General features: G+C 38.7%; 23 protein-coding genes and 1 pseudogene. 11 read left to right on the forward strand and 13 right to left on the reverse strand.

The genetic code is table 11. From position 1 onward, the window contains the following. The first annotated feature begins 4 nt into the window (after positions 1-4). From fliS to DQL14_RS04970, 7 genes are all read left to right on the forward strand, one after another. A complete protein-coding gene (fliS, locus tag DQL14_RS04940) occupies positions 5-385 on the forward strand; it encodes a flagellar export chaperone FliS (RefSeq protein WP_001199081.1) in 381 nt (126 codons plus the stop codon). Next, the gene (locus DQL14_RS04945) at positions 372-611 is read left to right on the forward strand and encodes a hypothetical protein (RefSeq protein WP_108168951.1); all 240 of its coding nucleotides are present in this window, start codon (positions 372-374) and stop codon (positions 609-611) included. Before fliS ends, DQL14_RS04945 begins: the two co-directional genes overlap by 14 nt. A gap of 53 nt (positions 612-664) precedes the next feature. Next, entirely contained in the window at positions 665-1,336 is a 672-nt protein-coding gene (locus DQL14_RS04950) for a tRNA threonylcarbamoyladenosine dehydratase (protein WP_162296870.1), read from the forward strand. A 1-nt stretch (position 1,337) separates the two neighbouring features. Continuing rightward, complete coding sequence (locus DQL14_RS08775; RefSeq protein WP_000656194.1) at positions 1,338-1,460, forward strand: hypothetical protein; 123 nt, start codon at positions 1,338-1,340, stop codon at positions 1,458-1,460. A gap of 3 nt (positions 1,461-1,463) precedes the next feature. Continuing rightward, positions 1,464-2,342, forward strand: coding sequence for a carbon-nitrogen hydrolase (locus tag DQL14_RS04960; RefSeq protein ID WP_108168952.1), 879 nt, complete (start codon positions 1,464-1,466; stop codon positions 2,340-2,342). 126 nt (positions 2,343-2,468) lie between these two features. Continuing rightward, the gene (locus DQL14_RS04965; protein ID WP_108168953.1) at positions 2,469-3,782 is read left to right on the forward strand and encodes a Na+/H+ antiporter family protein; all 1,314 of its coding nucleotides are present in this window, start codon (positions 2,469-2,471) and stop codon (positions 3,780-3,782) included. Next, entirely contained in the window at positions 3,782-5,098 is a 1,317-nt protein-coding gene (locus tag DQL14_RS04970) for an MATE family efflux transporter (RefSeq protein WP_241967525.1), read from the forward strand. The genes DQL14_RS04965 and DQL14_RS04970 overlap by 1 nt, the downstream gene beginning before the upstream one ends. On the opposite strand, the gene rny is transcribed toward DQL14_RS04970, so the two are convergent. Together rny and DQL14_RS04980 are read right to left on the reverse strand one after the other, a co-directional pair. Further along, positions 5,099-6,610 carry a ribonuclease Y gene (rny, locus tag DQL14_RS04975; protein WP_231952937.1) on the reverse strand — a complete coding sequence of 504 codons (1,512 nt, stop codon included), beginning with the start codon at positions 6,608-6,610 and terminating at the stop codon, positions 5,099-5,101. After that, positions 6,588-7,259 (reverse strand): 5-formyltetrahydrofolate cyclo-ligase, encoded by a 672-nt coding sequence (locus tag DQL14_RS04980; RefSeq protein WP_108168956.1) that lies wholly within the window; start codon positions 7,257-7,259, stop codon positions 6,588-6,590. Before DQL14_RS04980 ends, rny begins: the two co-directional genes overlap by 23 nt. A gap of 97 nt (positions 7,260-7,356) precedes the next feature. Here DQL14_RS04980 and DQL14_RS04985 point away from each other — a divergent pair, with 97 nt between their 5' ends. Both DQL14_RS04985 and ftsY read left to right on the forward strand, forming a co-directional pair. Continuing rightward, positions 7,357-7,914, forward strand: a complete 558-nt coding sequence (locus tag DQL14_RS04985; protein ID WP_108168957.1) for a hypothetical protein — start codon at positions 7,357-7,359, stop codon at positions 7,912-7,914. A gap of 5 nt (positions 7,915-7,919) precedes the next feature. Then, on the forward strand, positions 7,920-8,801 hold the full coding sequence (ftsY, locus tag DQL14_RS04990; RefSeq protein ID WP_108168958.1) for a signal recognition particle-docking protein FtsY: 882 nt from the start codon (positions 7,920-7,922) through the stop codon (positions 8,799-8,801). A 202-nt stretch (positions 8,802-9,003) separates the two neighbouring features. On the opposite strand, the gene DQL14_RS04995 is transcribed toward ftsY, so the two are convergent. The 5 genes and pseudogenes from DQL14_RS04995 to moaA form a co-directional block, all read right to left on the reverse strand. Further along, positions 9,004-9,618: an NYN domain-containing protein gene (locus DQL14_RS04995; RefSeq protein ID WP_108168959.1), complete on the reverse strand. Its 615-nt coding sequence runs from the start codon at positions 9,616-9,618 to the stop codon at positions 9,004-9,006. 445 nt (positions 9,619-10,063) lie between these two features. Beyond that, a pseudogene (locus tag DQL14_RS08675) lies at positions 10,064-10,957 on the reverse strand (glycine zipper family protein). A gap of 11 nt (positions 10,958-10,968) precedes the next feature. Next, on the reverse strand, positions 10,969-11,271 hold the full coding sequence (locus DQL14_RS05010; RefSeq protein WP_108168960.1) for a hypothetical protein: 303 nt from the start codon (positions 11,269-11,271) through the stop codon (positions 10,969-10,971). 11 nt (positions 11,272-11,282) lie between these two features. Then, positions 11,283-12,149, reverse strand: a complete 867-nt coding sequence (locus DQL14_RS05015) for a hypothetical protein (protein ID WP_165695279.1) — start codon at positions 12,147-12,149, stop codon at positions 11,283-11,285. Positions 12,150-12,424: 275 nt separating this feature from the next. Then, positions 12,425-13,390: a GTP 3',8-cyclase MoaA gene (moaA, locus tag DQL14_RS05030; RefSeq protein WP_108168962.1), complete on the reverse strand. Its 966-nt coding sequence runs from the start codon at positions 13,388-13,390 to the stop codon at positions 12,425-12,427. Between the two features lie 86 nt (positions 13,391-13,476). Here moaA and mobA point away from each other — a divergent pair, with 86 nt between their 5' ends. Further along, entirely contained in the window at positions 13,477-14,082 is a 606-nt protein-coding gene (mobA, locus tag DQL14_RS05035) for a molybdenum cofactor guanylyltransferase MobA (RefSeq protein WP_108168963.1), read from the forward strand. Next, a complete protein-coding gene (flhB, locus tag DQL14_RS05040) occupies positions 14,075-15,151 on the forward strand; it encodes a flagellar biosynthesis protein FlhB (RefSeq protein WP_108168964.1) in 1,077 nt (358 codons plus the stop codon). The genes mobA and flhB overlap by 8 nt, the downstream gene beginning before the upstream one ends. A 98-nt stretch (positions 15,152-15,249) precedes the next feature. Here flhB and DQL14_RS05045 read toward each other — a convergent pair whose 3' ends face one another. The 6 genes from DQL14_RS05045 to DQL14_RS05070 are packed head-to-tail and all read right to left on the reverse strand — an operon-like array spanning position 15,250 to position 22,192. Continuing rightward, positions 15,250-15,987, reverse strand: coding sequence for a hypothetical protein (locus tag DQL14_RS05045; protein ID WP_108168965.1), 738 nt, complete (start codon positions 15,985-15,987; stop codon positions 15,250-15,252). An 18-nt stretch (positions 15,988-16,005) separates the two neighbouring features. Beyond that, positions 16,006-17,313, reverse strand: coding sequence for an N-acetylmuramoyl-L-alanine amidase family protein (locus DQL14_RS05050; RefSeq protein WP_108168966.1), 1,308 nt, complete (start codon positions 17,311-17,313; stop codon positions 16,006-16,008). Between the two features lie 6 nt (positions 17,314-17,319). Then, positions 17,320-18,411, reverse strand: a complete 1,092-nt coding sequence (fabX, locus tag DQL14_RS05055; protein ID WP_000255215.1) for a decanoate oxidase/trans-2-decenoyl-[acyl-carrier protein] isomerase FabX — start codon at positions 18,409-18,411, stop codon at positions 17,320-17,322. Between the two features lie 10 nt (positions 18,412-18,421). Then, on the reverse strand, positions 18,422-19,630 hold the full coding sequence (gene tyrS / locus DQL14_RS05060) for a tyrosine--tRNA ligase (protein WP_108168967.1): 1,209 nt from the start codon (positions 19,628-19,630) through the stop codon (positions 18,422-18,424). A gap of 23 nt (positions 19,631-19,653) precedes the next feature. Next, the gene (locus DQL14_RS05065; RefSeq protein ID WP_108168968.1) at positions 19,654-21,981 is read right to left on the reverse strand and encodes a RelA/SpoT family protein; all 2,328 of its coding nucleotides are present in this window, start codon (positions 21,979-21,981) and stop codon (positions 19,654-19,656) included. After that, complete coding sequence (locus DQL14_RS05070; RefSeq protein WP_000712202.1) at positions 21,968-22,192, reverse strand: DNA-directed RNA polymerase subunit omega; 225 nt, start codon at positions 22,190-22,192, stop codon at positions 21,968-21,970. The genes DQL14_RS05065 and DQL14_RS05070 overlap by 14 nt, the downstream gene beginning before the upstream one ends. Position 22,193: the final 1 nt, after the last annotated feature.

The following is a 22,193-nucleotide window of genomic DNA, read 5'->3' on the forward strand; positions in this document are numbered from 1 at the left end:
CATTATGCAATACGCTAACGCTTACCAAGCCTACCAGCATAACCGAGTGAGTGTGGAATCCCCGGCAAAACTCATTGAAATGCTTTATGAAGGGATTTTAAGATTTTCTTCGCAAGCCAAACGCTGTATTGAAAATGAAGACATTGAAAAAAAGATTTATTATATTAACAGGGTTACGGATATTTTCACGGAATTATTGAATATTTTAGATTATGAAAAAGGGGGGGAAGTGGCGGTGTATCTTACAGGCTTATACACCCATCAAATCAAAGTTTTAACGCAGGCCAATGTGGAAAATGATGCGAGTAAGATTGATTTGGTGTTGAATGTGGCTAGGGGGTTGTTAGAAGCTTGGAGGGAAATCCATTCAGATGAACTCGCCTAATGCGTTATTAGATTCCTTTAAAATCGCTCTTGTTAAAAAAGATTCTAAGCAAGCCTTTTCATTGATAGAACGCCTTTCTTTAGAGCAAATAAAAAGCTTGGATTTAGACACGCTTTTAAGCCTTAAGGAAATGATAGCCCAAAGCATTGAACTATTAGAAAAAGAAAAAGAAGAACTGCAATCGCAAATGCATAAGGCTAAGCAAATCCAAAAATTTTTGTCTTAAGATTTTTTAAACTACGATACAATAAAAGCACTATTTTTATTGAAGGCTAAAGCTTGTCTGAACCCATAGATAGATTCACGCGCATAAGGTGGTTGTTTAAAAACGATTTTGAAAAAATCCGCCGACAAAGGGTTTTAATCTGTGGCGTTGGGGGTGTTGGGGGCTTTGCGCTAGACGCTTTGTATCGTGTGGGGATAGGGCAAATCACTATCATTGACAAAGATGTGTTTGATGTTACCAATCAAAACCGCCAGATTGGATCAGAAAGGATAGGAGAATCTAAAGTGTTGGTGTTGCAAGATCTCTACAAGGGCGTTCAAGCTTTGAATTTGCATATAGATGAAGCGTTTTTAAATTCATTTAATTTTAGAGATTATGATTATATTTTAGATTGCATGGACGATTTGCCTATTAAAACAAGCCTAGCGGTAAAATGTCAAAATTTCGCTTATGGGAAGTTTATCAGCTCTATGGGGAGTGCAAAGCGTTTGAATCCTAAACACATCAAAGTGGGGAGCGTGTGGGAAAGCTATGGCGATAAATTCGGGCGTAAATTTAGGGATTTTTTAAAAAAACGCCGTTTTAAAGGGGATTTTAAAGTGGTTTTTAGCCCTGAAGTCCCGCATTGCATAGAGCTTGGGAGTTTTAATGCGGTTACGGCGAGTTTTGGTTTGCAAATAGCGAGTGAAGTCGTGCAAGATATTATCAAAAATGAAAGGCAATGAAATGAAAGATTACGAAGACGAATTGGAAGATTTTGAAGAAGAAGATGAAGAGTATGGGGATTATAAAAATGTCTATGATGATGACGATTATGAAGACTATAACTCTGATTATGAAGAAGAGTGAAAAATGATTTGTGCAGGCGTCCTCCAGCATGCTTATTGCGGCTCTAGAAAAAAAACCATAGAGCATACAGCCAACTTGCTTGAACAAGCGCTAAAAAAACACCCTAAGACCAATTTAGTGGTGCTGCAAGAATTAAACCCTTATAGTTATTTTTGCCAGAGCGAAAACCCTAAATTTTTTGATTTGGGCGAATATTTTGAAGAAGATAAGGCTTTTTTTAGCGCTTTAGCTCAAAAATTTCAAGTGGTGCTTGTCGCTTCTTTGTTTGAAAAACGCGCTAAAGGGTTGTATCACAACAGCGCGGTTGTGTTTGAAAAAGATGGCTCAATCGCTGGAGTGTATCGCAAAATGCACATTCCTGATGATCCGGGGTTTTATGAAAAATTTTATTTCACGCCGGGGGATTTGGGCTTTGAGCCTATTGTTACAAGCGTGGGTAAATTAGGGCTTATGGTGTGCTGGGATCAGTGGTATCCTGAAGCAGCAAGGATTATGGCTTTAAAAGGGGCAGAAATTTTAATCTATCCTAGCGCGATAGGGTTTTTAGAAGAAGACTCTAATGAAGAAAAAAAGCGTCAGCAAAACGCATGGGAGACGATCCAAAGAGGGCATGCGATCGCTAATGGCTTGCCTTTGATTGCGACTAACAGAGTGGGCGTAGAGTTAGATCCGAGCGGTGCGATTAAGGGGGGTATCACTTTTTTTGGCTCTAGTTTTGTGGTGGGGGCTTTGGGCGAATTTTTAGCTAAAGCGAGCGATAAAGAAGAGATTTTGTATGCGGAAATTGATTTAGAACGCACCGAAGAAGTGCGCCGAATGTGGCCGTTTCTGAGAGACAGACGCATTGATTTTTATAACGATTTGTTAAAACGCTATATTTAATCAGTCAATCAGTTTAAAATTTAAGGTTAGAAAGGATTAAACATGGTAGATGCGGTTTTTTGCGCCAAACAAGCGCAAAAATTCTATCATTTTTGCGCGGTATTTTTATTTTAACAAGGAGCAAAAATGCTAGAAAATAGCTCTATATGGAGCAATCCTGCCTTTGTGGCTATCATTTGCATGAGCGTTCTTAGCCTTTTAAGGCTCAATGTCATGCTTTCTATGATTAGCGCGACTCTCATAGCAGGACTTATGGGAGGGCTTGGGATCACGGAGAGTTTTAATGCAATGATAGACGGCATGAAAGGCAATTTAAATATCGCTTTAAGCTACATCCTTTTAGGGGCTTTAGCGGTAGCGATCGCTAAAAGCAACCTCATTAAAGTCGCTTTGAGTAAATTAATAGGCTTGATGGATTACAAGCGATCCACTTTTTGCTTTTTGATCGCTTTCATCGCATGTTTTTCGCAAAATTTAGTGCCGGTGCATATCGCTTTTATCCCTATTTTAATCCCCCCTCTTTTGCATTTAATGAACCGGCTAGAATTGGATAGAAGAGCGGTCGCTTGCGCTTTAACCTTTGGCTTGCAAGCCCCCTACTTGGTGCTTCCTGTAGGGTTTGGCTTGATTTTTCAAACCACCATTTTAGAGCAATTGAAAGCCAATGGCGTTAGCACCACCATAGCGCAAATCACGGGAGTGATGTGGATAGCGGGATTAGCGATGGTCGTTGGGCTGCTTTTAGCGGTATTAACGCTATACAAAAAACCCAGACGCTACAAAGAAAAATCTTTTAACATAGAAAATTACGCCTCGCTTCAATTAAACTACCATGACTACTTGACTTTTATAGGGATTATCGTGGCGTTTGTGATCCAATTAGCCACCGATTCGATGCCCTTAGCCGCCTTTTTAGCGTTAGCGATCATCTTACTAGGCCGTGGCATTAAGTTTAAAGAAACAGACTCGCTTATGGATGATAGCGTGAAAATGATGGCGTTTATCGCTTTTGTGATGTTAGTGGCTAGCGGGTTTGGAGAAGTGTTGCAAAAAGTGCATGCGATAGAGGGCTTAGTGAATGCAATCACAAGCGTAGTCCAAGGGAAGCTTTTAGGGGCTTTTTTAATGCTTGTTGTAGGGCTTTTTATCACTATGGGGATAGGGACTTCTTTTGGCACTATTCCTATCATCGCTGTGTTTTATGTCCCTTTATGCGCGAAATTAGGTTTTAGCATAGAATCTACGATTTTACTCATCGGCATAGCCGCAGCTTTAGGCGATGCAGGCTCACCGGCTAGCGATAGCACCATGGGGCCCACTTGCGGGCTTAACGCAGACAACCAACACAATCACATCTATGACACATGCGTGCCGACTTTTTTAGTCTATAACCTCCCTTTGATTGTTTTTGGAGTGGTTGGAGCGTTACTATTAGGCTAATCTATCAAGTTAAGAAAATCTTTTCTTTAGCCTTACCCTCTGGGATTAACGCTTTTTTAGATGTGCTGGTGGTCGCGCTCTCGGTTTTTTTTGTGGGCAAGATTTCGCACCATCACATTGTGGCTTTAGGGGTGGGCTTGCAATTTTTGATGCTTTTTTATGGCATCAACACGATTTTATACACCGGCACTAACGCCATTCTTTCTAGGCTTGTGGGGGCTAGGGATTTTACTCAAATCAACCACGCTTTTTCCAGTATTTTTATAGGGGCGTTTGTGATCTGTTTGGGCGTGCTGTTTGTTTCTTATTTTTTGATTGAGCCTTTTTTAAATTGGATGCAATTACAAGATCCTTCGCGCCAATTGACGCAAGATTATTTAGAAGTCTTAGTTATCGCGCTACCGAGTATTTTTTTAAAAAATGTTTTAGTTTCAGCGCTCGCTAGCTTTTCAGACACCCTAACCCCCTTTATTGTCAAAATCATCATGGTCATTGCATGCATTTTTTTGAATCAAGCCTTGATTTTTGGGGATTTTGGTTTTAAAGAAATGGGGATTGTAGGCTCTGCTTTAGCGAATGTGGTTGTCTCTTATTTGGAATTACTCGCGCTTGGCGTTTGGATACAAATCAAAAAAATCCCTTTAAAATTCAAAATAACCTTTCATTTTTCTTTTTTAAAAACCATGTTTAGAGTGGGTTGGCCGGCCGGGTTTGAGCGCTTATTGAGCTTATTTTCTTTAATCCTCTTATCCAAATTTGTAGCGAGCTATGGGGATAAGGTGTTAGCGGGCATGCAAATAGGCATTAGGGTTGAAACCTTTTCGTTCATGCCCGGATTTGGGTTTATGATCGCAGCGATGGTTTTAACAGGGCAAAATTTAGGGGCGAACAAGCCAAAGATCGCCACAGAATACGCGCATTTGATTTTAAAAATTTCTATGGGTTTAATGGGGGTTTTAGGGGTTATTTTAGTCTTATTCGCTAAAGAATTCGCGAGCCTTTTTTCTCAAGATGAAGAAGTTTTGGAAGTGGCGCGATCTTATTTGATCGCTGTGGGTCTCTCTCAAGCCCCCTTAATTGGGTATTTTGTGCTAGATGGAGTTTTTAGAGGGGCTAGCATTTCTAAAGTCTCACTATACATTAACACCCTAAGCTTATGGGGGTTAAGGATCATGCCCATTTACTTGCTTTTAATTCATCATTTTAAGGTGGAATTTATTTTTGTAGTGATCGCATCAGAAACTTTTTTGCGCTCATTCATCTACTATAAAGTTTTTTCTAAAGGCATATGGAAAAGGTGCGGGAAAAAGGCTTGATTATTGCTTGAGCGTAGCGGTCGTTTTGAAACGGCTTTCTCGCACCACTTGCACGCCCACTTCGCCCACATACTGAGCGCTCTCTTCTATCTTTTTAGCGATCTTTCTGGCAATAATAGGCACTTGATTGTCCCTGACTTGGTTGGATTTGACAATCACTCTTAATTCTCGCCCGCTCTCCATCGCATACGCTTTTTCCACCCCATCAAATTCTAGCGCGATCTCTTCTAAAGCTTGCATGCGTTTAGCGTATTCTTCATCGCTCTTTCTTCTAGCCCCAGGACGCCCTGCAGAAAGCGCATCAGCCGCGCACACGCTCGCGCACTCCACGCTCAAAATCTCTTCATGCCCATGGTGGGCATAAATCGCATTGATCACGACCGGATCTTCTTTATGGCGCTTGCACACCTCAACCCCTAAATTCACATGGTCCCTCCCAAGCTCTTGGGTGAGCGCTTTACCAATATCATGCAAAATACCGGCTCTTCTGGCGAGTTTTTTATCCCCCCCAAGCTGCTCTGCAATCAAGCCGGCTAAAAGAGCGACTTCTTTAGAATGCTGTAAAGCGTTTTGCCCAAAACTGGAGCGGTAACGCATTTTGCCTATTAAAATTTTAAGCTCATCTTCCATAGCCCCAAGCTCTAATTCTAACACCACGCTCTCCCCTTCAGAAAGCAATTCTTTTTCCATGTTGCGCGCGACTCTGTGATAAACCTCTTCAATCCTGTTAGGCTGGATACGGCCGTCTTCTATTAAAATTTTAAGCGTCTCGCTCGCCACTTCACGCCGATAAAGATTGAAACTGGACAAACACAATTCGCTGCTATCTTCGCTAAATTCTATATCCACCCCACTGACCTTTTTAAACGCTTCAATATTTTTCCCGTCTTTGCCTATCACACGACCGATATAATCTGAGCAAGGCAAAGCGATACGACTTGTTAAATTCTCTGTCGCATAATTACCCGCAAAACGGGCTGTCGCTTCCGCTAAAATGGCATACGATTTTTTCTTGCCCTCTTCTTTGGCTTCTTTTTCATAACGCCTGATTAACGCGCTTTTTTGCACTTCTAATTCTTCTTCCAACTGCTCTAAAATCATGTTTTTAATTTCATCTTTAGTGTAAGCCATGTAATTGAGCATCGCATCTAGCGCTTTGGCTTGAGCTTCTTTACAAACAACGCGCTGTTTTTTAAAATTTTCTTTTTCTTGTTCTAAAATTTGGCGTTCTTTTTCAAGCTCTTGTTTTTCTTTTTCCAAATAGCGTTTTTCATCTCTTACAAATTCTTTGTGTTGCGCTTCTAAATGCTTCAAATGTGCTTCTTTTTTGTCAAAATGGGTTTTGAGTTGCAAGTTCTTGTTTTCATATTGCTGTTGCAACTTGCATTCTTGGCTTTTCATGCGCATCTCTTCAGCTTCTACAAAAGATTTCGCTTGAAACTCCATTAATTTGGCTTTAGCTGAAGCGCTTTTTAAAGTGGCTTGCCCTCTAGCGTAATAGATCTTTTTCATCACATAATACATGACTAGAGCGGTAATCAAACACGCTACCAAGACTTCTAATGAAATGTAAATTAACCCGCTGCTCATAATGTTTCCTTTTATCATTCTTCATAACGATACGAGCATTTATATAAAGATCCGCTTCAATGTCATAGGCGTTTGTAAGAACACCATTAGCTAGGGCTAATTCCCTACTCACAAACACGATTAAGGGGCGTTTCAGTCGCCTTTTGAATAATTGGGGCAAACTCCTATCATACATGCCTAGCCCAAAACCCACGCGCCTAAAGCTTGTATCCATTCCTAAAATCGGCACGACAATACAATCCAATTCTTGCTTATAATAGTGCGACAAACTCGGCTCATCAAACCACCCCAAACGCCTTAAGGGCAACCTAAAGGGTGCGATAGTAAAACCCCCTTTAGAAAAATGAGCACCTTTTTTGATGCTTTTAGGCAACCACACGCGCTTATTTTTTTGTCTTAACTTCAAAATCAAAGGCCTAATATCAAGCTCATGCCCTAACGGGCTATACAATAAAATATTTTGATAATCTTTGAGTTTCCAAAATAAAAGCCTACAAGCCAATTTATCCCTGACTGCTTTATCTTTTGCTTTAGCCCTTTTCAAGCGTTCTTTACAAAAATCTCTAAAAATCGTTTTAATGGTTATAATCCTTAAATTTTAGACTTACATTATAGTATAATTTTAGGTTATTAGTTACCATTTTATTATTCTTAAGGATGTGTTTATAATGAGAATTAAGGCTTATTTTTTGCGTTTTATCGCGCTGGTTTTGATCGTTTTGTTAGGTTTTAGTGCTTGTAAAAATTCTCAAAAATCTCAAGATTCTCAAAACAATACCACCCAACAAGATAGCCCTAAAACCTACACCGCTATGGATTTGAATAACCAAGAATACACGATCACAGGCGATTTAGATTCTCTCAATATCAGCCCGGATTCCAACACCCCTACCCTATTAGTTTTAAGCGCTTTAGACGATTTTTTAAAAAATTACGCCCCCACCTTTAACATCTTAAAAAAAACTTTTAAAGATCGTTTGAGGGTGCTTATTTTACTCAATCAACCCTATTCAAGCGATGAAATCAAAGACTTTATTGCACCCTTTCAAGCTGATTTGATGGTTTTAAACCCTAAAGATACCGCTCTTTTTGATCATTTAAAGTATGATATTTTAAACCATTCTTTTAACATGCTCTTATACCACAAACACCAATTGATCAAAATGTATCAAGGGATCGTGCCAATAGAAATGCTCCAATTTGATATTTCCCATTTAAAGGATTAAAAACCATGTTTAATTTTTTCAAAAAAATTGTCAATAAAATTAAAGGCGAAGAGGTTAAAGAAAAAAAGCGTGAAAATGTTCCTAAAGAGGAATTAGAAGAAATTTTGATTGGCTTTGACATCCAATACGATTTGATAGAAAGCTTGTTAAAGCATTTAGGCGATTTAGTTACGCCCAAGCAATTAGAAGTCGCTTTGTTGCGTTTTGTGCGTGGGGAAAGCTATTATGATAAAACCCGCCTAAAGACTATCACCACAAAACCCTTAGTGCATTTGATCGTGGGGGTTAATGGGGCGGGTAAAACCACAACGATCGCTAAATTAGCCAAGCTCTCTTTAAAACAGCATAAAAAAGCGCTTTTAGGAGCCGGCGATACCTTTAGAGCGGCCGCAGTCAAACAGCTGCAATTATGGGGCGAAAAACTTAACATTCAAGTCATTAGCGCTAAAGAAGGGAGCGATCCAAGCTCTTTAGCTTATAACACCATAGAAAGCGCGATCGCTAAAAATATAGATGAAGTTTTTATAGACACCGCCGGGAGGTTACACAACCAGACCAACCTTAAAAACGAGCTTTCTAAAATCGCGCGCACCTGCTCTAAAGTTTTAAAAGACGCCCCCTTTTACAAATTCCTTATTTTAGACGGCACGCAAGGGAGTTCTGGGCTCACTCAAGCCAAGATTTTCCATGAGACTTTGGCGCTAGATGGCGTGATTATGACTAAGCTTGATGGCACTTCTAAAGGCGGAGCGATTTTAAGCGTGCTGTATGAGTTGAAATTACCCATTCTTTATTTAGGAATGGGCGAAAAAGAAGACGATTTGATCGCTTTTGATGAAGAACGCTTTATAGAAGACTTGGTTGATGCGGTGTTTGTGGAACAATAAAAAATACAACTATACCAAATGCATAAGTATAACATGAACAGTATGATTAAGCAACCTTATGATGAGTTCAATGTTTTCTATAAGGGCGATGATAAAGCACCTTTTGAAAGATTTATTCGAAGAATTAAGATTAAAACATTGCAAAAATAATATAGAAGTTATTACCAATATAGTAAAATAGGAGTTTTAAACTCCTATAACCTTATTCTGAGCACCTATTAATTATATTGTCGTTTTTAATGCCTAATTTATTATATATATCTTCTATTCTTACTTTTTTGATAAAATCACAATGTTTAGTAAGGCTACTCTCTATTTTTTGTTCGAGATCTTCAAAAAGGATAATTTCTGTTTGAATTCCATTTGTTCTAGCCAATTTTAAAGCCGGAGACATATCAGAGTCATATCCTATTAAAACTACTTTTTCTACAAAATGTTTTAAGGAAATTTCTAGCATGTCTATTCCAAGGAGCATATCTACTTGTTTTTGAACTTCCACATCACCACGCTTAACAAGTTTCCCAAGTCTCAAAGCAGTATGATTTAAACATTCTAGTGTTGACAAAAAATTCAGTATATCTTTCTTTTTAGAATGGCTATCTAGCGGTTTTGCTGTGTAAAAGAATATTCTGTATAGATTTAATAAATCTCTCTCATAATAACTGTCAAAAACACATAAATTACAAAAATCTACAACCTTCTGTGGATTATTGTTGTAATCAAAAAAGAGTCCTTTCTTTTTCCATGTTTTGTTAAAAACACCTATTCTCAAATTTTCAAAATCAACGAAAATTGCTGTTTTTTGTGTATGGTTCATAATTTTTATCCTTTTTATGTGGACAACTAGGGTTACAGGATTAAAGAATGCCCTAGTTGAGTAATATGCTATCTATTATAATAAATTTTTTGTAAGAAGTCAAACTTATAGATTTTTTATACTTCAATCAATTATTGTTTATAATCGTAGAACTATTGGTGAAATAGAGTCTGTTTTTATAGGATATCAATAACCAAATTTAAAAAGTTATTAGCATTTTTTACAATCAATAGTAAAGAGCTTGACGCTAGTCAAGTGATAGCTTTAAAAAGCGGTCTTCTTGAATTAGGGGTTTTTAGTTGGGGGTTGTAGGGGGAATTATTTCAAAATACCCCTATCCCATTAAGAGAATGAGTTTTATCATAAAATAGAATAACTAAAACCCCTTTTTTTAATAATAAGACTTTGAGTGTTCATATTTAATGAAAATAGAGCTATTTTTAGTCTATTCCGTAATAATAACCCTAAAACTCACATCCATATTGAGGGCGTTTTGTGCTTTTTTATTAAGTTTTTGGTGTTTGTTCATGATAGGCACTTTCAAAAAGCGCTCAAACTAAAGAGCGTTGAAACGGTAACGCAGAGTTGATCTTTTAGTTATGCTTTTTCATCGTGGCGATGGCGTCTTGAGAAAGCGAGAAAAACAGCGCGTCAAACTTTGTGATTTGCCTAGTGAAAAGATCTGCCATTTTCCTAACGGCTTGGAGATTATCAATCACCACATCCGCTTTTTTGACGGCTGCTTCAACTTGAGAGCAATAAGCCTTAGCATCATCTCGCTTTTTTTCCATTTTAGCGGCACTCAAAGCCCCCAAGATAGCGATCACGGGTGCAGCACCAACCCCTCCAATCAACGCCATACTCCCAGCAGCCAACCCACCTCCCAAAGAAATCGCCCCACCAATATGAGACAGCACTGTGCCACCAGCCGCCGCATTTATACCAGTGTATGTACCATAAGTGGCAAGAGCTCCAACTGCAATGCTCATGCTACTCAAATTAGCAAGTTCCAACAAGCCCATCTCTTTATACTTATTGACAATATTTAGCATTTCTAAGACTTGCTCTTGAATATTTTGCATATCAATATTGCTGATGACAAACTCATGACCCTTCAATTGGTGGAAATGATTCAAAAAGTTTGAAACGCCATGGCTTAAAACATGGAGTTTTTTCTCGCCAAACCTTGCAAAAGCCAATTTGCAACCAGACTCCGCAAGCTCAACTTTTTTGAATAGGTCTTGGCTTTGTCGTTAGTATTCTTTGCATCAATCCCTTTTTTGACTCCGTATCCTGCTACCGTTAGGGCTATACCTCCTAAAATGAATGGTAATGGCATGTTTTTCTCCTTTAAATGTTTATGATTTTTTTTAAAACTTCTAGATTTTCATCAATGCTTTTTTGAAGCTCAGCGTGCATGGTTTTCTTTTGTTCTCTTGGCAAATCGCTTGCATCAAGCCGATCTTCATGGAGATGGATAAGACTAATGGTCTGAGTGATGTCAATAACCTCTTCAATAACGCTATCTTCAATCCCATGCGTTCTAGCGGCTTGCGCGAATTTTGCTCGATCGCTTGAGCTAAAAGAGTAACCCCTTTCCAACGACTTTATCACATTAGCCATAATCGCATGATCATCTCTATTTTTATCCATTGACTTCTCCTTTAAATTTCTGTTCTTCCACGACTAGTGATGAAATTCCAACCCTCTTTACAGCTAGTGATAAATTCCCAGCACTCTTGCTTATTGTCAAACAGCAACTCTTGACCCATCCTCTCTTGGATCTTGTTGTTGACTGCTATAGCCAAATCCGCATCGCCCGCACAAAGCACCCTCTCCAGCTCATCAAAACTTTCATTAAAGAATTTTATAGTCCCATGAAAATACCGCTCAAACACTTCATTAAATTGATTTTGATACATCTCTAACTGTCTGATACTCTCACGGCATTCTTTTTCAATCTCTATACGCCTTTGGCACGCCAATTTAGCCTCTTTGAAAATCGTTAGCGAGACATCATAAAAAGTTTTACTCATCACTCCACCCACAAAGCTCCCAATGAGTACTCCAACTACAGGAATGGGGATCGCTAATTGACCAATGCTCCCCATAACTATACCGCTTAAAAAAGTAGTATTTTCTTTCCCAAGTTTCTCCAAACACTCCACCCTATCAATCGTTCCACGAAAATAATCAACTAAAACTTTGCAATTTACCACACCAACCCCTACAATCATCGTAGGCACTGAACCCTTGCCAAGGCTTTGGATGACTTTATTAGCGTTGCTTTGCATCAAATCTCCCAAAGATGAGCTTGCAAACGCACTACCATAACTAAGCGTTCCACCCTTTAGGGTAGCAATGGCGGTGTGCTTGAGTGCTTCTTTGTAGTCTTTTCCTTTTTTTTGATATTCACAGAAGATACTCTTTATGATGAATGGAACAAAACCATTCAAGAATTCAAGCCCTAAAGCACCCAACCCTGCTTCATGAGAGCTTTGTAACGAAATATCTTGCATGTTTTCTAACATGAATTACCCTCTCTTTAGCGGTGTTAATAGGTGAGATTTAAAAAAAGCGAGAGATTTTGGGGATTTTAAAAGATTTAGGGTAGGCTTATAAGTAACCCCCCCCCAAAAAAAAAGCCGGAAATAAAAAAGCTAGGGATAAAAAACGCTAGGATTTTTTCCATGAAGACCTCCTTATTGTTCAATCCTAGCCACTATAACCAAAAATCCTAAACAAACCGCCTTATTTTTAATAAAAAGGTTTAAAATAATAAATATTTTCCTTACCCCCCTGTGTCCTACCCCCCTGTGTAGTAAAACGCCCTTGTGGGAGTTTCGCTGTTTTTATCATTCCACATGTTTTTTTCTGGTTTATTGATGACAGATTGTTTTAAAAGCTTTTTCATCATTTTTGTATCTTTATTTATGATCGCTTCTTTAGCGTCTATGGCGTCTTGATAGTATAAACATGGGCAAATCTTACCATCAGAAGCCAAACGGATACGATTGCAAGATTGGCAAAAACCATCGCTATGCGGAGCGATAATGCCAAATTGATAGCCATTTTCTAGCGTGTAGATTTTAGAAGACCCTTGTTTGGGTTTTTCTGTCGCAATGATTTTGTATTTTTGAGCGATCAAATCTAAAATTTCTCGCTCTTTCAAGCCTTTAACCAAACTTTTAGCATGCGTGTTTTCCATAAATTCAATGTAGCGGATTTGTATATGCCTATTTTTTGCGTATTCCAAAAGCTCTAAGATTTCATCATCATTAACGCTTTTTATCACAACCGTGTTTAATTTGAGTTTTAAACCCACTTTCAAGGACTCTTCAATCCCTTCTAGCGTGTTTTTAAGAGCGTCTTTTTGAGAGATTTTTAAAACCCTATCGCTTTTTAAAGAATCCAATGAAACATTCACTTGCACTAACCCGGCATTTTTTAAATCCTTAGCCATTTTTTTGAGTAAAAAACCATTAGTGCTTAAAACTAACGCCACTTCTTTATTGTAAGCGTGTAGTTTAGCGATAAACTCGTCTAAACCCTTGCGTAATAGCGACTCCCCACCAGTGATTCTAATTTTTTTAACGCCCTCATCAATGGCGATTTTAAGAAATTCTAAAACATTATCCAAAGGCAATAATTCTTCATCATCAAAAAAATTTAATGGCGTAGCAGGCATGCAATACTGACACCTGAAATTGCATTGTTTGGTTACAGACACCCTAATATAATCAATAACTCTATTAAAACTATCTACTAACACTCCCTTTATCCCTTATGCCTTTTATTTAAGCTTTTAGTGTAACATAATAAACAACGACTTAACAACATCAAACAAGGATAAATCTTTTGAAAAACCCTATCATTGATAGCATTCCTTGCGTTTTACTGGCTGGGGGCAAAAGCTCTCGTTTCATCACCAATAACATTCAAACCAATAAGGCTCTCATGCCTTTAAAATCGTATTCTAGCCTTTTAGAATACCAATACATGCGCCTTTTAAAACTTTTCAAAAAAGTCATTATCAGCGCTAAAAAATCGTATGACCTGAACGCTCCCTACCTTTTAGAAAAAGAGAGCGATCTTTTTTCACCCCTTTTTGGCATTTATAACGCTTTTTTAACATTGCAAACCCCTTATATTTTTTTTATCCCTATAGATACGCCTTTAGTGTCCTTTGAAAGCATTAAGGCTCTTTGTGGGATTAAAAACTTTAGCGTAATCTATGCTAAAAGCCCTACAAAAGAGCATTATTTAATTTCTTTGTGGCATCAAAATAGCCTTAACGCTCTTTGTTACGCTCTTAAAACACAAAATTATCGCCTTAGCGATCTTGTGAAAAATACCTCTTCTGTCGCTATCCATTTTAATCAAGAAGAAGAATTTTTAAACCTAAACACCCTAAAAGACTATGAATTAGCCGTTCAAATTTTAAAAAAGAGGGCCAATGGCTGAAGAAGAAAAAACCGAACTCCCTAGCGCGAAAAAAATCCAAAAAGCCAGAGAAGAAGGCAATGTGCCTAAGAGCATGGAAGTGGTGGGGTTTTTAGGGTTATTAGCTGGATTACTCAGTATTTTTGTTTTTTTCATATGGTGGGTGGATGGCTTTAGCGAAATGTATCGCCATGTGTTGAAAGATTTTTCCCTAGATTTTAGTAAAGAAAGCGTTCAAGAGCTGTTTAACCAACTGGCTAAAGACACTTTTTTATTGCTTTTACCGATTTTAATCATTTTAGTGGTGGTGGCGTTTTTATCTAATGTCTTGCAATTTGGCTGGCTCTTTGCCCCTAAAGTCATTGAGCCTAAATTTTCTAAAATCAACCCTATCAATGGCGTCAAAAACCTTTTTTCTTTAAAAAAGCTCCTTGATGGGAGTTTGATCACCTTAAAAGTTTTTTTAGCTTTTTTTCTGGGGTTTTTTATCTTTTCCTTATTTTTAGGGGAATTAAACCATGCAGCTCTTTTGAATTTGCAAGGCCAGTTATTGTGGTTTAAGAGCAAGGCGTTATTACTCATTTCTTCGCTTTTATTTTTATTTTTTGTCTTGGCTTTTATAGATTTAGCAATCAAGCGCCGCCAATACACCAACTCTTTAAAAATGACTAAACAAGAAGTTAAAGACGAATACAAACAGCAAGAAGGGAACCCAGAAATCAAAGCCAAAATCCGCCAAATGATGCTAAAAAACGCCACGAATAAAATGATGCAAGAAATCCCTAAAGCTAATGTCGTGGTTACTAACCCTACCCATTACGCTGTCGCTCTCAAATTTGATGAAGAACACCCTGTGCCGGTGGTGGTGGCTAAAGGCACGGATTATTTAGCCATTAGGATTAAGGGTATCGCTAGAGAGCATGGCATAGAAATTATAGAAAATAAAACGCTCGCTAGAGAGCTTTATAGGGATGTGAAATTAAACGCCGCCATACCAGAAGAATTGTTTGAAGCCGTGGCGATAGTCTTTGCTCAAGTGGCCAAATTAGAACAAGAACGCCAAAAACAAAAGATCATCAAACCGCTTTAAGATTTTTGTAAAACCGCTTTTAAGCCCCAAAAAGACACTCAATCAAGGATACTCAACCAAAAAACTTTAACAATCCCTATTTAATGAGAACTAAGCCTTTAAATCTTATGCTCCAAACGCCTTAAAGTGTTATGGATGTATTCTAAAAGCCACCCCAACAAGCCTAAAAAATAAAAACCCAATCGCATGCCATAGTATTCTTTAGTTTGAATGAACATGCTAGAGCATAGCACCACCACACAAAGCCCCACGATCAAAATAAGCGTGTTAGCGTATTCATACAGCCCAAAAAGGCGTCTGTGATAGATTAAAACCAGTATCAATAAAATAAGAGCGAGTATAAAAAGGGAAAAATCCACGCAATCAGACACGCTTAAAAACCTAAAACTCTGTAAAGAAGAAGCAAAAACCCACACGATGCAAATATTCATAGAGGGCAAGAAAGATTGCTTCATGCTAGCCCCTAAAAAACGCCACAATAAAGTCGCTAACAGTGCAAAATAGAAAAGATAAAGCATGATTAAAGAATGTTTAACAGGAAAATTCCAAGCGTAAAAAGAAAGGCATAAGATCCCTACGCAAGCGCATTTTTGGCGCGTGAGGGTGAAAGGCTTTAGAATAAGCACAAGCAGATAAATTAAAGAAACGCCTATTAGCCCCAAGTAATCTAATTTGACAATGAAATCATAAACATGGTTTTCAAACAAAAAAAACAATTGCGAAAAATCATCGCTGAAATGCGAAAGCAACAAGGTTTCCGCATTGAACAAAAACAACAAAAAAAACAATGAAGAAAAAACGACTTTATGCGTGTATATCTTTTGGTAAAAATTCATCTACAACCTAATCATTGCCTAATCATTCTTGCTGAAGAAACTATCAATGCCATCAGCAATGCCCTTAGCCAAGATCTTTTGATACGGTTTGCTTTGGATGCGTTTAGATTCTATCGCATGGGAATTATAACCAATTTCTATTAAAATTGAAGGCATTAAAGCCCCGGCCAACACCCAAAAAGGCCCCTCTCTCACGCCCCCATCCACCACATCAGGGTAATTTTTGCGGACACTTTGGAGCATGCCGTATTGCACATCAATCGCTAGTTTGTTAGAGACAATCAGTCGCTGCGTGTTCAATGAATTTAAAAGCAAACTTTTAGAAAAATAATCCATCAAATTCACATCGTCTTTATTTTCTTGCTCAGCCACTTTCCTAGCCCTTTCGCTCCTTGCGGTGGATAAAAAATAAGTTTCTATGCCATGAGCGTTAGAGGTGGAATGCTTGGGGATGGAATTGGCATGCACTGAGATGAATAAATCCGCGCTTTTTTTATTGGCTAATTCCGTGCGCCCCACTAAATCAATATAAATGTCCTTATCCCTTGTCAATAAAACGCTATAGCCTCTTTTTTTAAGCTCTTTGTGTAAAAACTTCACCACTTCTAAAACAATGTCTTTTTCACACACTAAATTCGCGCTCATCGCCCCGCAATCTTTCCCCCCATGCCCGGCGTCTAAAACGATCTTTTTGTGTTTTTTGCGCTTGGTTTTGATGAAAGCGTCATTTTTTTCTGCTATAAAGACTTGGTTCTTGCTCTCATTTTCTGCTTCTTTTTTAAGAATTTCTTTTTTAGCGCTCCTTTCGTTCAATGGAGAGTGTGCGTGTTTTGAATGCGCATGTTTAATGGGCGTTTTCTCCTTAGCCTCTTTAGCCTCTTTTTTAATGGGTTTAGGGGTGGGTTTTGGCGTTGTGTGTTTGAGTGCATGGTGTTTGGGTGGTTTGGGTGTTATTTGATGCCTTATTAAGGGCTTTTTCTCCACGATAGAAATATAGAGCTTGTCTTTAAGGATTTTGACTTCATAAGTCATCTTAGGAGCATAGCCGATAACCACTCGCGCTAATTTAGGGCTAAATTGTGCGATCGTGATGGACGATTGTTTAGAAAATTGGTAATGCTTTTTAGGAATGGTTAAAATGGCTTCTAATTCCAAATAACTCTTGAAATTTTTGAGCGAAACTTCTTTGAATTTTTTAACCTCTTGATTGAATAGAATTTTAACACTGCTAGAGCCAAAAGGCACAATGTTGATAATTTTAAGGGTTGTTGCATAAGCAAAATGCAACCAAAAAAGACATGCAACAACCCCTAACCTCACAAGCACTACAAATTAACCCTCTGTAAGCTCTTTGATCAATTCATGCACGCTGATAATCTTATCCACTCTATAGCCATTAGCCCCAGTAAAATAAAGCCCCTCTTCTCTGTTTCCTAAATAACTGCGCCCCAAGCCATCAGCGATACAATAGCCCACTTTTTTAGCCTCTTCACCCCTGTTACAAGGCGCTACACAATTGCTCACGCATGCGATTTTGGGTGCGTTACCCTCTTCAATGCGTTTGATCACCCCAGTGTTAATAGCCCTAGCCGGATAGCCTACAGGCGATTTAATGAGTAAAATATCTTCTTTTTTGAGCGTGGGCAAAAGATCGGCATACGCTTTAGCGTCGCATTCTTTCGTGCCTAAAAAACGAGTCGCCATTTGCACCCCACTCGCTCCAAGGCTTAACATGGTGTCTATATCTTTCCTGTCCCAAATCCCCCCAGCTGCAATGATAGGGATATTCCCCCATTCCTTAGAAGCTTCCACGACTTTAGGCACTAAGTTTTCTAATCGGAATTCTTCTTTGAAACAATCTTCGTATTTAAAGCCCTGATGCCCCCCACTCAAAGGCCCTTCCACAATGAATGCGTCCGGGATTCTTTTATAGCGATCGCTCCATCTTTTACAAAGGATTTTTAAAGCCTTCGCTGAAGAAATAATAGGAATAAGCGCCACATCGCTAAAATCCTTAGCGAATTCAGGCATGTTGGTGGGCAAACCAGCCCCTGTAATAATGATATTCGCTCCCGCTTCACAAGCGTCCCTTAAAACACGGCCATAGTCATTGATAGCGTATAAAATATTCGCTCCTAAAGGCTTGTTCCCACAAATCTTCCTGGCGTTTGCAAAAATCTCATTCAACGCTTTTTTGGAGTAAAAATTCAAGGCTTCAAAGGGTTTTTTAGCCACAATCCTTTCTACAAAACGCATGTTTTTATAATAACCAGTCCCTACGGCTGAAATCACTCCTAAAGCCCCTTCTTTGGCAACATTTCCAGCTAGTTCATCCCAACTAATCCCCACACCCATTCCCCCTTGAAAGATAGGGAATTTTATGGTGTGCTTACCGATTTTTAGCGGTTTGAGTGTTGATACCATAGCTCTTTCCTTAGTTAATATTTAATTTCATAAATCTTTTCTTACCAAGCTGTATAACATAATTTCCTTTAACAAAACGATAACTCTCATTTTTTATCACTTCTTGATTAATCTTTACCCCTCCCCCTTGAATATCACGCCTGGCTTGTGAAGTGGATGGGCAAAAGCCAATCTGTTTTAAAACATCTAAAATCCCAACCCCTTCATCAAAATCGCTCTCTGATAAAATTTCGGGCAAAAGGTTTGCGCTAAACACTTTAGAAAATTGCTCTTTAGCCTTAATCGCTTGTTCATTATCATAATAACGAGCCACGATTTCACCAGCGAGATCTTCTTTAGCGGCTTTAGGGTGCAAGGTCTGATTTAAAATACCATGTTTTAAGTCTTCAATTTCTTCTAAAGTCTTAGCGCTCAAAAGGGTGTAGTAGCGCCACATGAGATCATCGCTCACGCTCATGATCTTCCCAAACATCGCATTAGGCTCTTCAGTGATCCCCACATAATTCCCCAAGCTTTTACTCATTTTTTGCACCCCATCAAGCCCCTCTAATAAAGGCATGGTGATGACAGATTGCTCTTTATTCAAGCCGTAAGCCCGTTGCAAAAAACGCCCCACCAGCAAATTAAACTTTTGATCATTGCCCCCAAGCTCAATATCCGCATCCATCGCCACTGAATCATAGCCCTGCAACAAAGGGTATAAAAATTCCACGATGCTAATGGGGCGGTTTTCTTTATAGCGTTTAGCAAAATCGTCCCTTTCTAGCATTCTAGCAACTGAAAACTTCGCGCACAATTCTATCATGCCCTTTGCACCTAAAGTATCCAACCAAGTGGAATTAAAACACACTTCGGTGTGTTTTTCATCTAAAATTTTATAGATTTGCTCTTCATAAGTTTTAGCGTTTTCTAAGACTTGCTCCCGGTTTAAGGGTTTTCTCGTTTCATTTTTACCCGTAGGATCGCCTATCATAGCGGTAAAATCCCCAATCAAAAACTTAACCCTAGCCCCATATTGCTGCAATAAAGCCAGTTTTTGGATCAATACCGTATGCCCTAAATGCAAATCGGGAGCGGTAGGATCAAACCCGGCTTTAACGATAAAGCGTTCATTGGTTTCATAATATTTCCTCACCAGCTTTTCAATATATTCTAATCCAATGATTTCATTAGCGCCTCTAGCGATCTCTTTTAAGGCGATAGCGATTTTTTGTTCCATGTTCATTCCTTAATTAGGGCTTATTATGATTCATAAGCGTCATCCAGACTGGATAATTCTACAATCCTATCCTGATATTTGCGATTGATTAAGGCTCTGATCCAATCCGCCTTATCCGTGGCTATTTCAAAACTCACTTCGCAATGGCTAGAATACTTGTCTTTATAGCCTAAGTAAGACACGCCCACAATGTTGCATTCATTCCTGTTTAAAAAAGTTAACAAACCCGCTAAAACCGACTTTTTTTCGCCTAAATAAAACATCATTTTATAAATCGTTCGATCCCGCTTGTGCCATTCTATATAAACCATAGGCACTTTAGCATCCACTTCCGCCATCGCTTTTTTGCAAAATTTATGGTGCGCAATCGCTTTTGGATCTTTCAAATCCGTTACAATCGCAATGATTTCATCGCCATATTTAGGGTAACAACAATCATTCAACAACACCTGTTTGATTTCTAAAGCGTTGCTTGAACAAACGCTAAAATGTTCTAATTCCTTACACTGCCATTGCCGATTGGGGGCTAAAAAATTCAAGACATTGGTTTTAAAGCCCAAATACCTTAAACCTCGAGTCCATAAACTCATCTCTTGGTATTCTAAAATCGCATCTTCTTTTAAAGAAAACACCTTATTTTCAATTTCTTCAGTGAGTTTGGCTAAATTTTCAAAGCTTTTCATCGCTTCTGTTAAGGTGGTCTCCACCCCACAATCTATCAATTTTTCTTCAAAGTTTTTATAATCTTTTAAACCCACATCTTCAAAAACAGAGCGCCCAAAAAAAGTCGCTAAAATATTAATCATGCTTTTAGTGTCAATTTCTTTCAAGCGGTTTCTTCTTTGGATGCGTAAGTGGTTTTTAGCCTTAGAAGTTTTAAGCTGATCCATCCAAATGAAACGAGGTATTATTTTATCGCCTTTAACGATTTTAACCACATCCCCGCTTCTTAATTCTTGATTGAGTAAGGCTTTTTTACTATTGATATAAGCGTCCGTGGCTTTATCGCCCAAATCGCTATGCACCATGTAAGCAAAATCTAAAGCGATCGCTCCTACCGGTAAGGTGTAAGTGTCCCCATGAGGCGAAAAAACGACAATATCTTCACGATACAAATCGTTCTTAGCGAGTTCGTAAAATTCCTTAGGGTCGTTTTTCAAATCGCTGTCATGGTATTTAAAATTTTGCAACCACCTCATGCCCTCATGGTGATCTTCATTATCCACGCCCCCAGCTTTATACTTCCAGTGGGCTGAATTACCATACTCCGCCCCCATATGCATATCAAAGGTGCGGATCTGCACTTCATAAACAGAAGATTCATCAAAAATGGTCGTGTGTATCGTCTTATAGCCATTTTCTTTCGGTAAAGCGATGTAGTCTTTAAAACGAGAGACAATGGGTTTGAAATTCAAATGGATAATCCCTAAAACTTTATAGCAATCAATCGGGTTTTTCAATAAAATCCTAATGGCTAACAAGTCCAAAATTTCATCAATATTAACCGCGCCCTTTCGTTGCATCTTAAGATAGATAGAATAAGGGCGTTTCACCCTTGTAACGAGTTTAAAATCCGAATGGCTAAACCCGCTATCAAAAAGTTTTTTTTCTAACTTGCTCGCAAAAGCGTTGAGTTTTAAGAGTAAAGACTGCTTGTTTTTGTGCAAATATTCCTTGATATTTTTATATTCTTCCGGATAAATATAATAAAAGCTCTTGTCTTCTAATTCATTTTTGATTGAAGACATGCCCAATCGGCTCGCTATGGGGGCATACACCGCTAGAGTCTCTTTAGAAATACGCACCTGCTTGTCATGAGGCAAGGCGTCTAAGGTGAGCATGTTGTGCAACCTGTCGCTAATCTTTACCACTAAGGCTCTTGGATCTTGTATCGCGCTAATTAAAATCTTTCTAAAAGTGAGCGCTGAAACCACCATTCTGGGATCTTGAGAGCTCACCCCTAACTCTTCTTTCCTGATTTCAGTGATTTTAGTGAGCGCATCCACTAAATTAGCCACATCTTTCCCAAATTCTCGCTCAATCGTTTCAATCTCACAAGGCGTGTCTTCTACCACATCATGCAAAAGCGCAGTGCACACCATCGCCTCATCGCCCCCACAAAACGCTACCAAGCTCGCCACACAAATAGGATGGACAATATAAGGCTCGCCGCTTTTTCTGTATTGCCCCTTATGGCTTTTGGCCGCTAAATTTAGGGCGTTTTCAATCTTGGGCGTGAAATCAATTAAGGTCCTTAAGATTTCAATGCCACCCTTTGGGGTCGTAACTTTTTTAATAACATCCAAAATCCGTAAGAATCCGATATCAACGGATTTATCAATTTCGTTCATCTATCCTGTCTATATCAATTTTCCCTTCAGCGATTTCTCTAATGGCAATATCCACTAATTTATGGCGTTTAGGGTCCATATTCACTAAAGTTTTGGCTCCGGCGTTTAATTGCTTCACACGAGCGAAAACTAAATTATCTAGCATGTAGCGGTCGTTCCCAATATTTTTTAAGGCTTGAGCGACTAAACTCTCTGTTCTCTCTTTTTTCAAA

Origin of the sequence: Helicobacter pylori NCTC 11637 = CCUG 17874 = ATCC 43504 = JCM 12093, from assembly GCF_900478295.1 — a bacterium.
Taxonomy (GTDB): domain Bacteria; phylum Campylobacterota; class Campylobacteria; order Campylobacterales; family Helicobacteraceae; genus Helicobacter; species Helicobacter pylori.

Excerpts from the sequence above, each read along its gene's own strand:
- fliS (WP_001199081.1), top strand. The coding sequence starts at position 5 with ATGCAATACGCTAACGCTTACCAAGCCTACCAGCATAACCGAGTGAGT.
- DQL14_RS04945 (WP_108168951.1), top strand. The coding sequence starts at position 372 with ATGAACTCGCCTAATGCGTTATTAGATTCCTTTAAAATCGCTCTTGTT.
- DQL14_RS08775 (WP_000656194.1), top strand. The coding sequence starts at position 1,338 with ATGAAAGATTACGAAGACGAATTGGAAGATTTTGAAGAAGAAGATGAA.
- DQL14_RS04960 (WP_108168952.1), top strand. The coding sequence starts at position 1,464 with ATGATTTGTGCAGGCGTCCTCCAGCATGCTTATTGCGGCTCTAGAAAA.
- DQL14_RS04965 (WP_108168953.1), top strand. The coding sequence starts at position 2,469 with ATGCTAGAAAATAGCTCTATATGGAGCAATCCTGCCTTTGTGGCTATC.
- rny (WP_231952937.1), bottom strand. The coding sequence starts at position 6,610 with ATGAAAAAGATCTATTACGCTAGAGGGCAAGCCACTTTAAAAAGCGCT.
- DQL14_RS04985 (WP_108168957.1), top strand. The coding sequence starts at position 7,357 with ATGAGAATTAAGGCTTATTTTTTGCGTTTTATCGCGCTGGTTTTGATC.
- ftsY (WP_108168958.1), top strand. The coding sequence starts at position 7,920 with ATGTTTAATTTTTTCAAAAAAATTGTCAATAAAATTAAAGGCGAAGAG.
- DQL14_RS04995 (WP_108168959.1), bottom strand. The coding sequence starts at position 9,618 with ATGAACCATACACAAAAAACAGCAATTTTCGTTGATTTTGAAAATTTG.
- DQL14_RS05010 (WP_108168960.1), bottom strand. The coding sequence starts at position 11,271 with ATGGATAAAAATAGAGATGATCATGCGATTATGGCTAATGTGATAAAG.
- DQL14_RS05015 (WP_165695279.1), bottom strand. The coding sequence starts at position 12,149 with ATGTTAGAAAACATGCAAGATATTTCGTTACAAAGCTCTCATGAAGCA.
- flhB (WP_108168964.1), top strand. The coding sequence starts at position 14,075 with ATGGCTGAAGAAGAAAAAACCGAACTCCCTAGCGCGAAAAAAATCCAA.
- DQL14_RS05045 (WP_108168965.1), bottom strand. The coding sequence starts at position 15,987 with ATGAATTTTTACCAAAAGATATACACGCATAAAGTCGTTTTTTCTTCA.
- fabX (WP_000255215.1), bottom strand. The coding sequence starts at position 18,411 with ATGGTATCAACACTCAAACCGCTAAAAATCGGTAAGCACACCATAAAA.
- tyrS (WP_108168967.1), bottom strand. The coding sequence starts at position 19,630 with ATGGAACAAAAAATCGCTATCGCCTTAAAAGAGATCGCTAGAGGCGCT.
- DQL14_RS05065 (WP_108168968.1), bottom strand. The coding sequence starts at position 21,981 with ATGAACGAAATTGATAAATCCGTTGATATCGGATTCTTACGGATTTTG.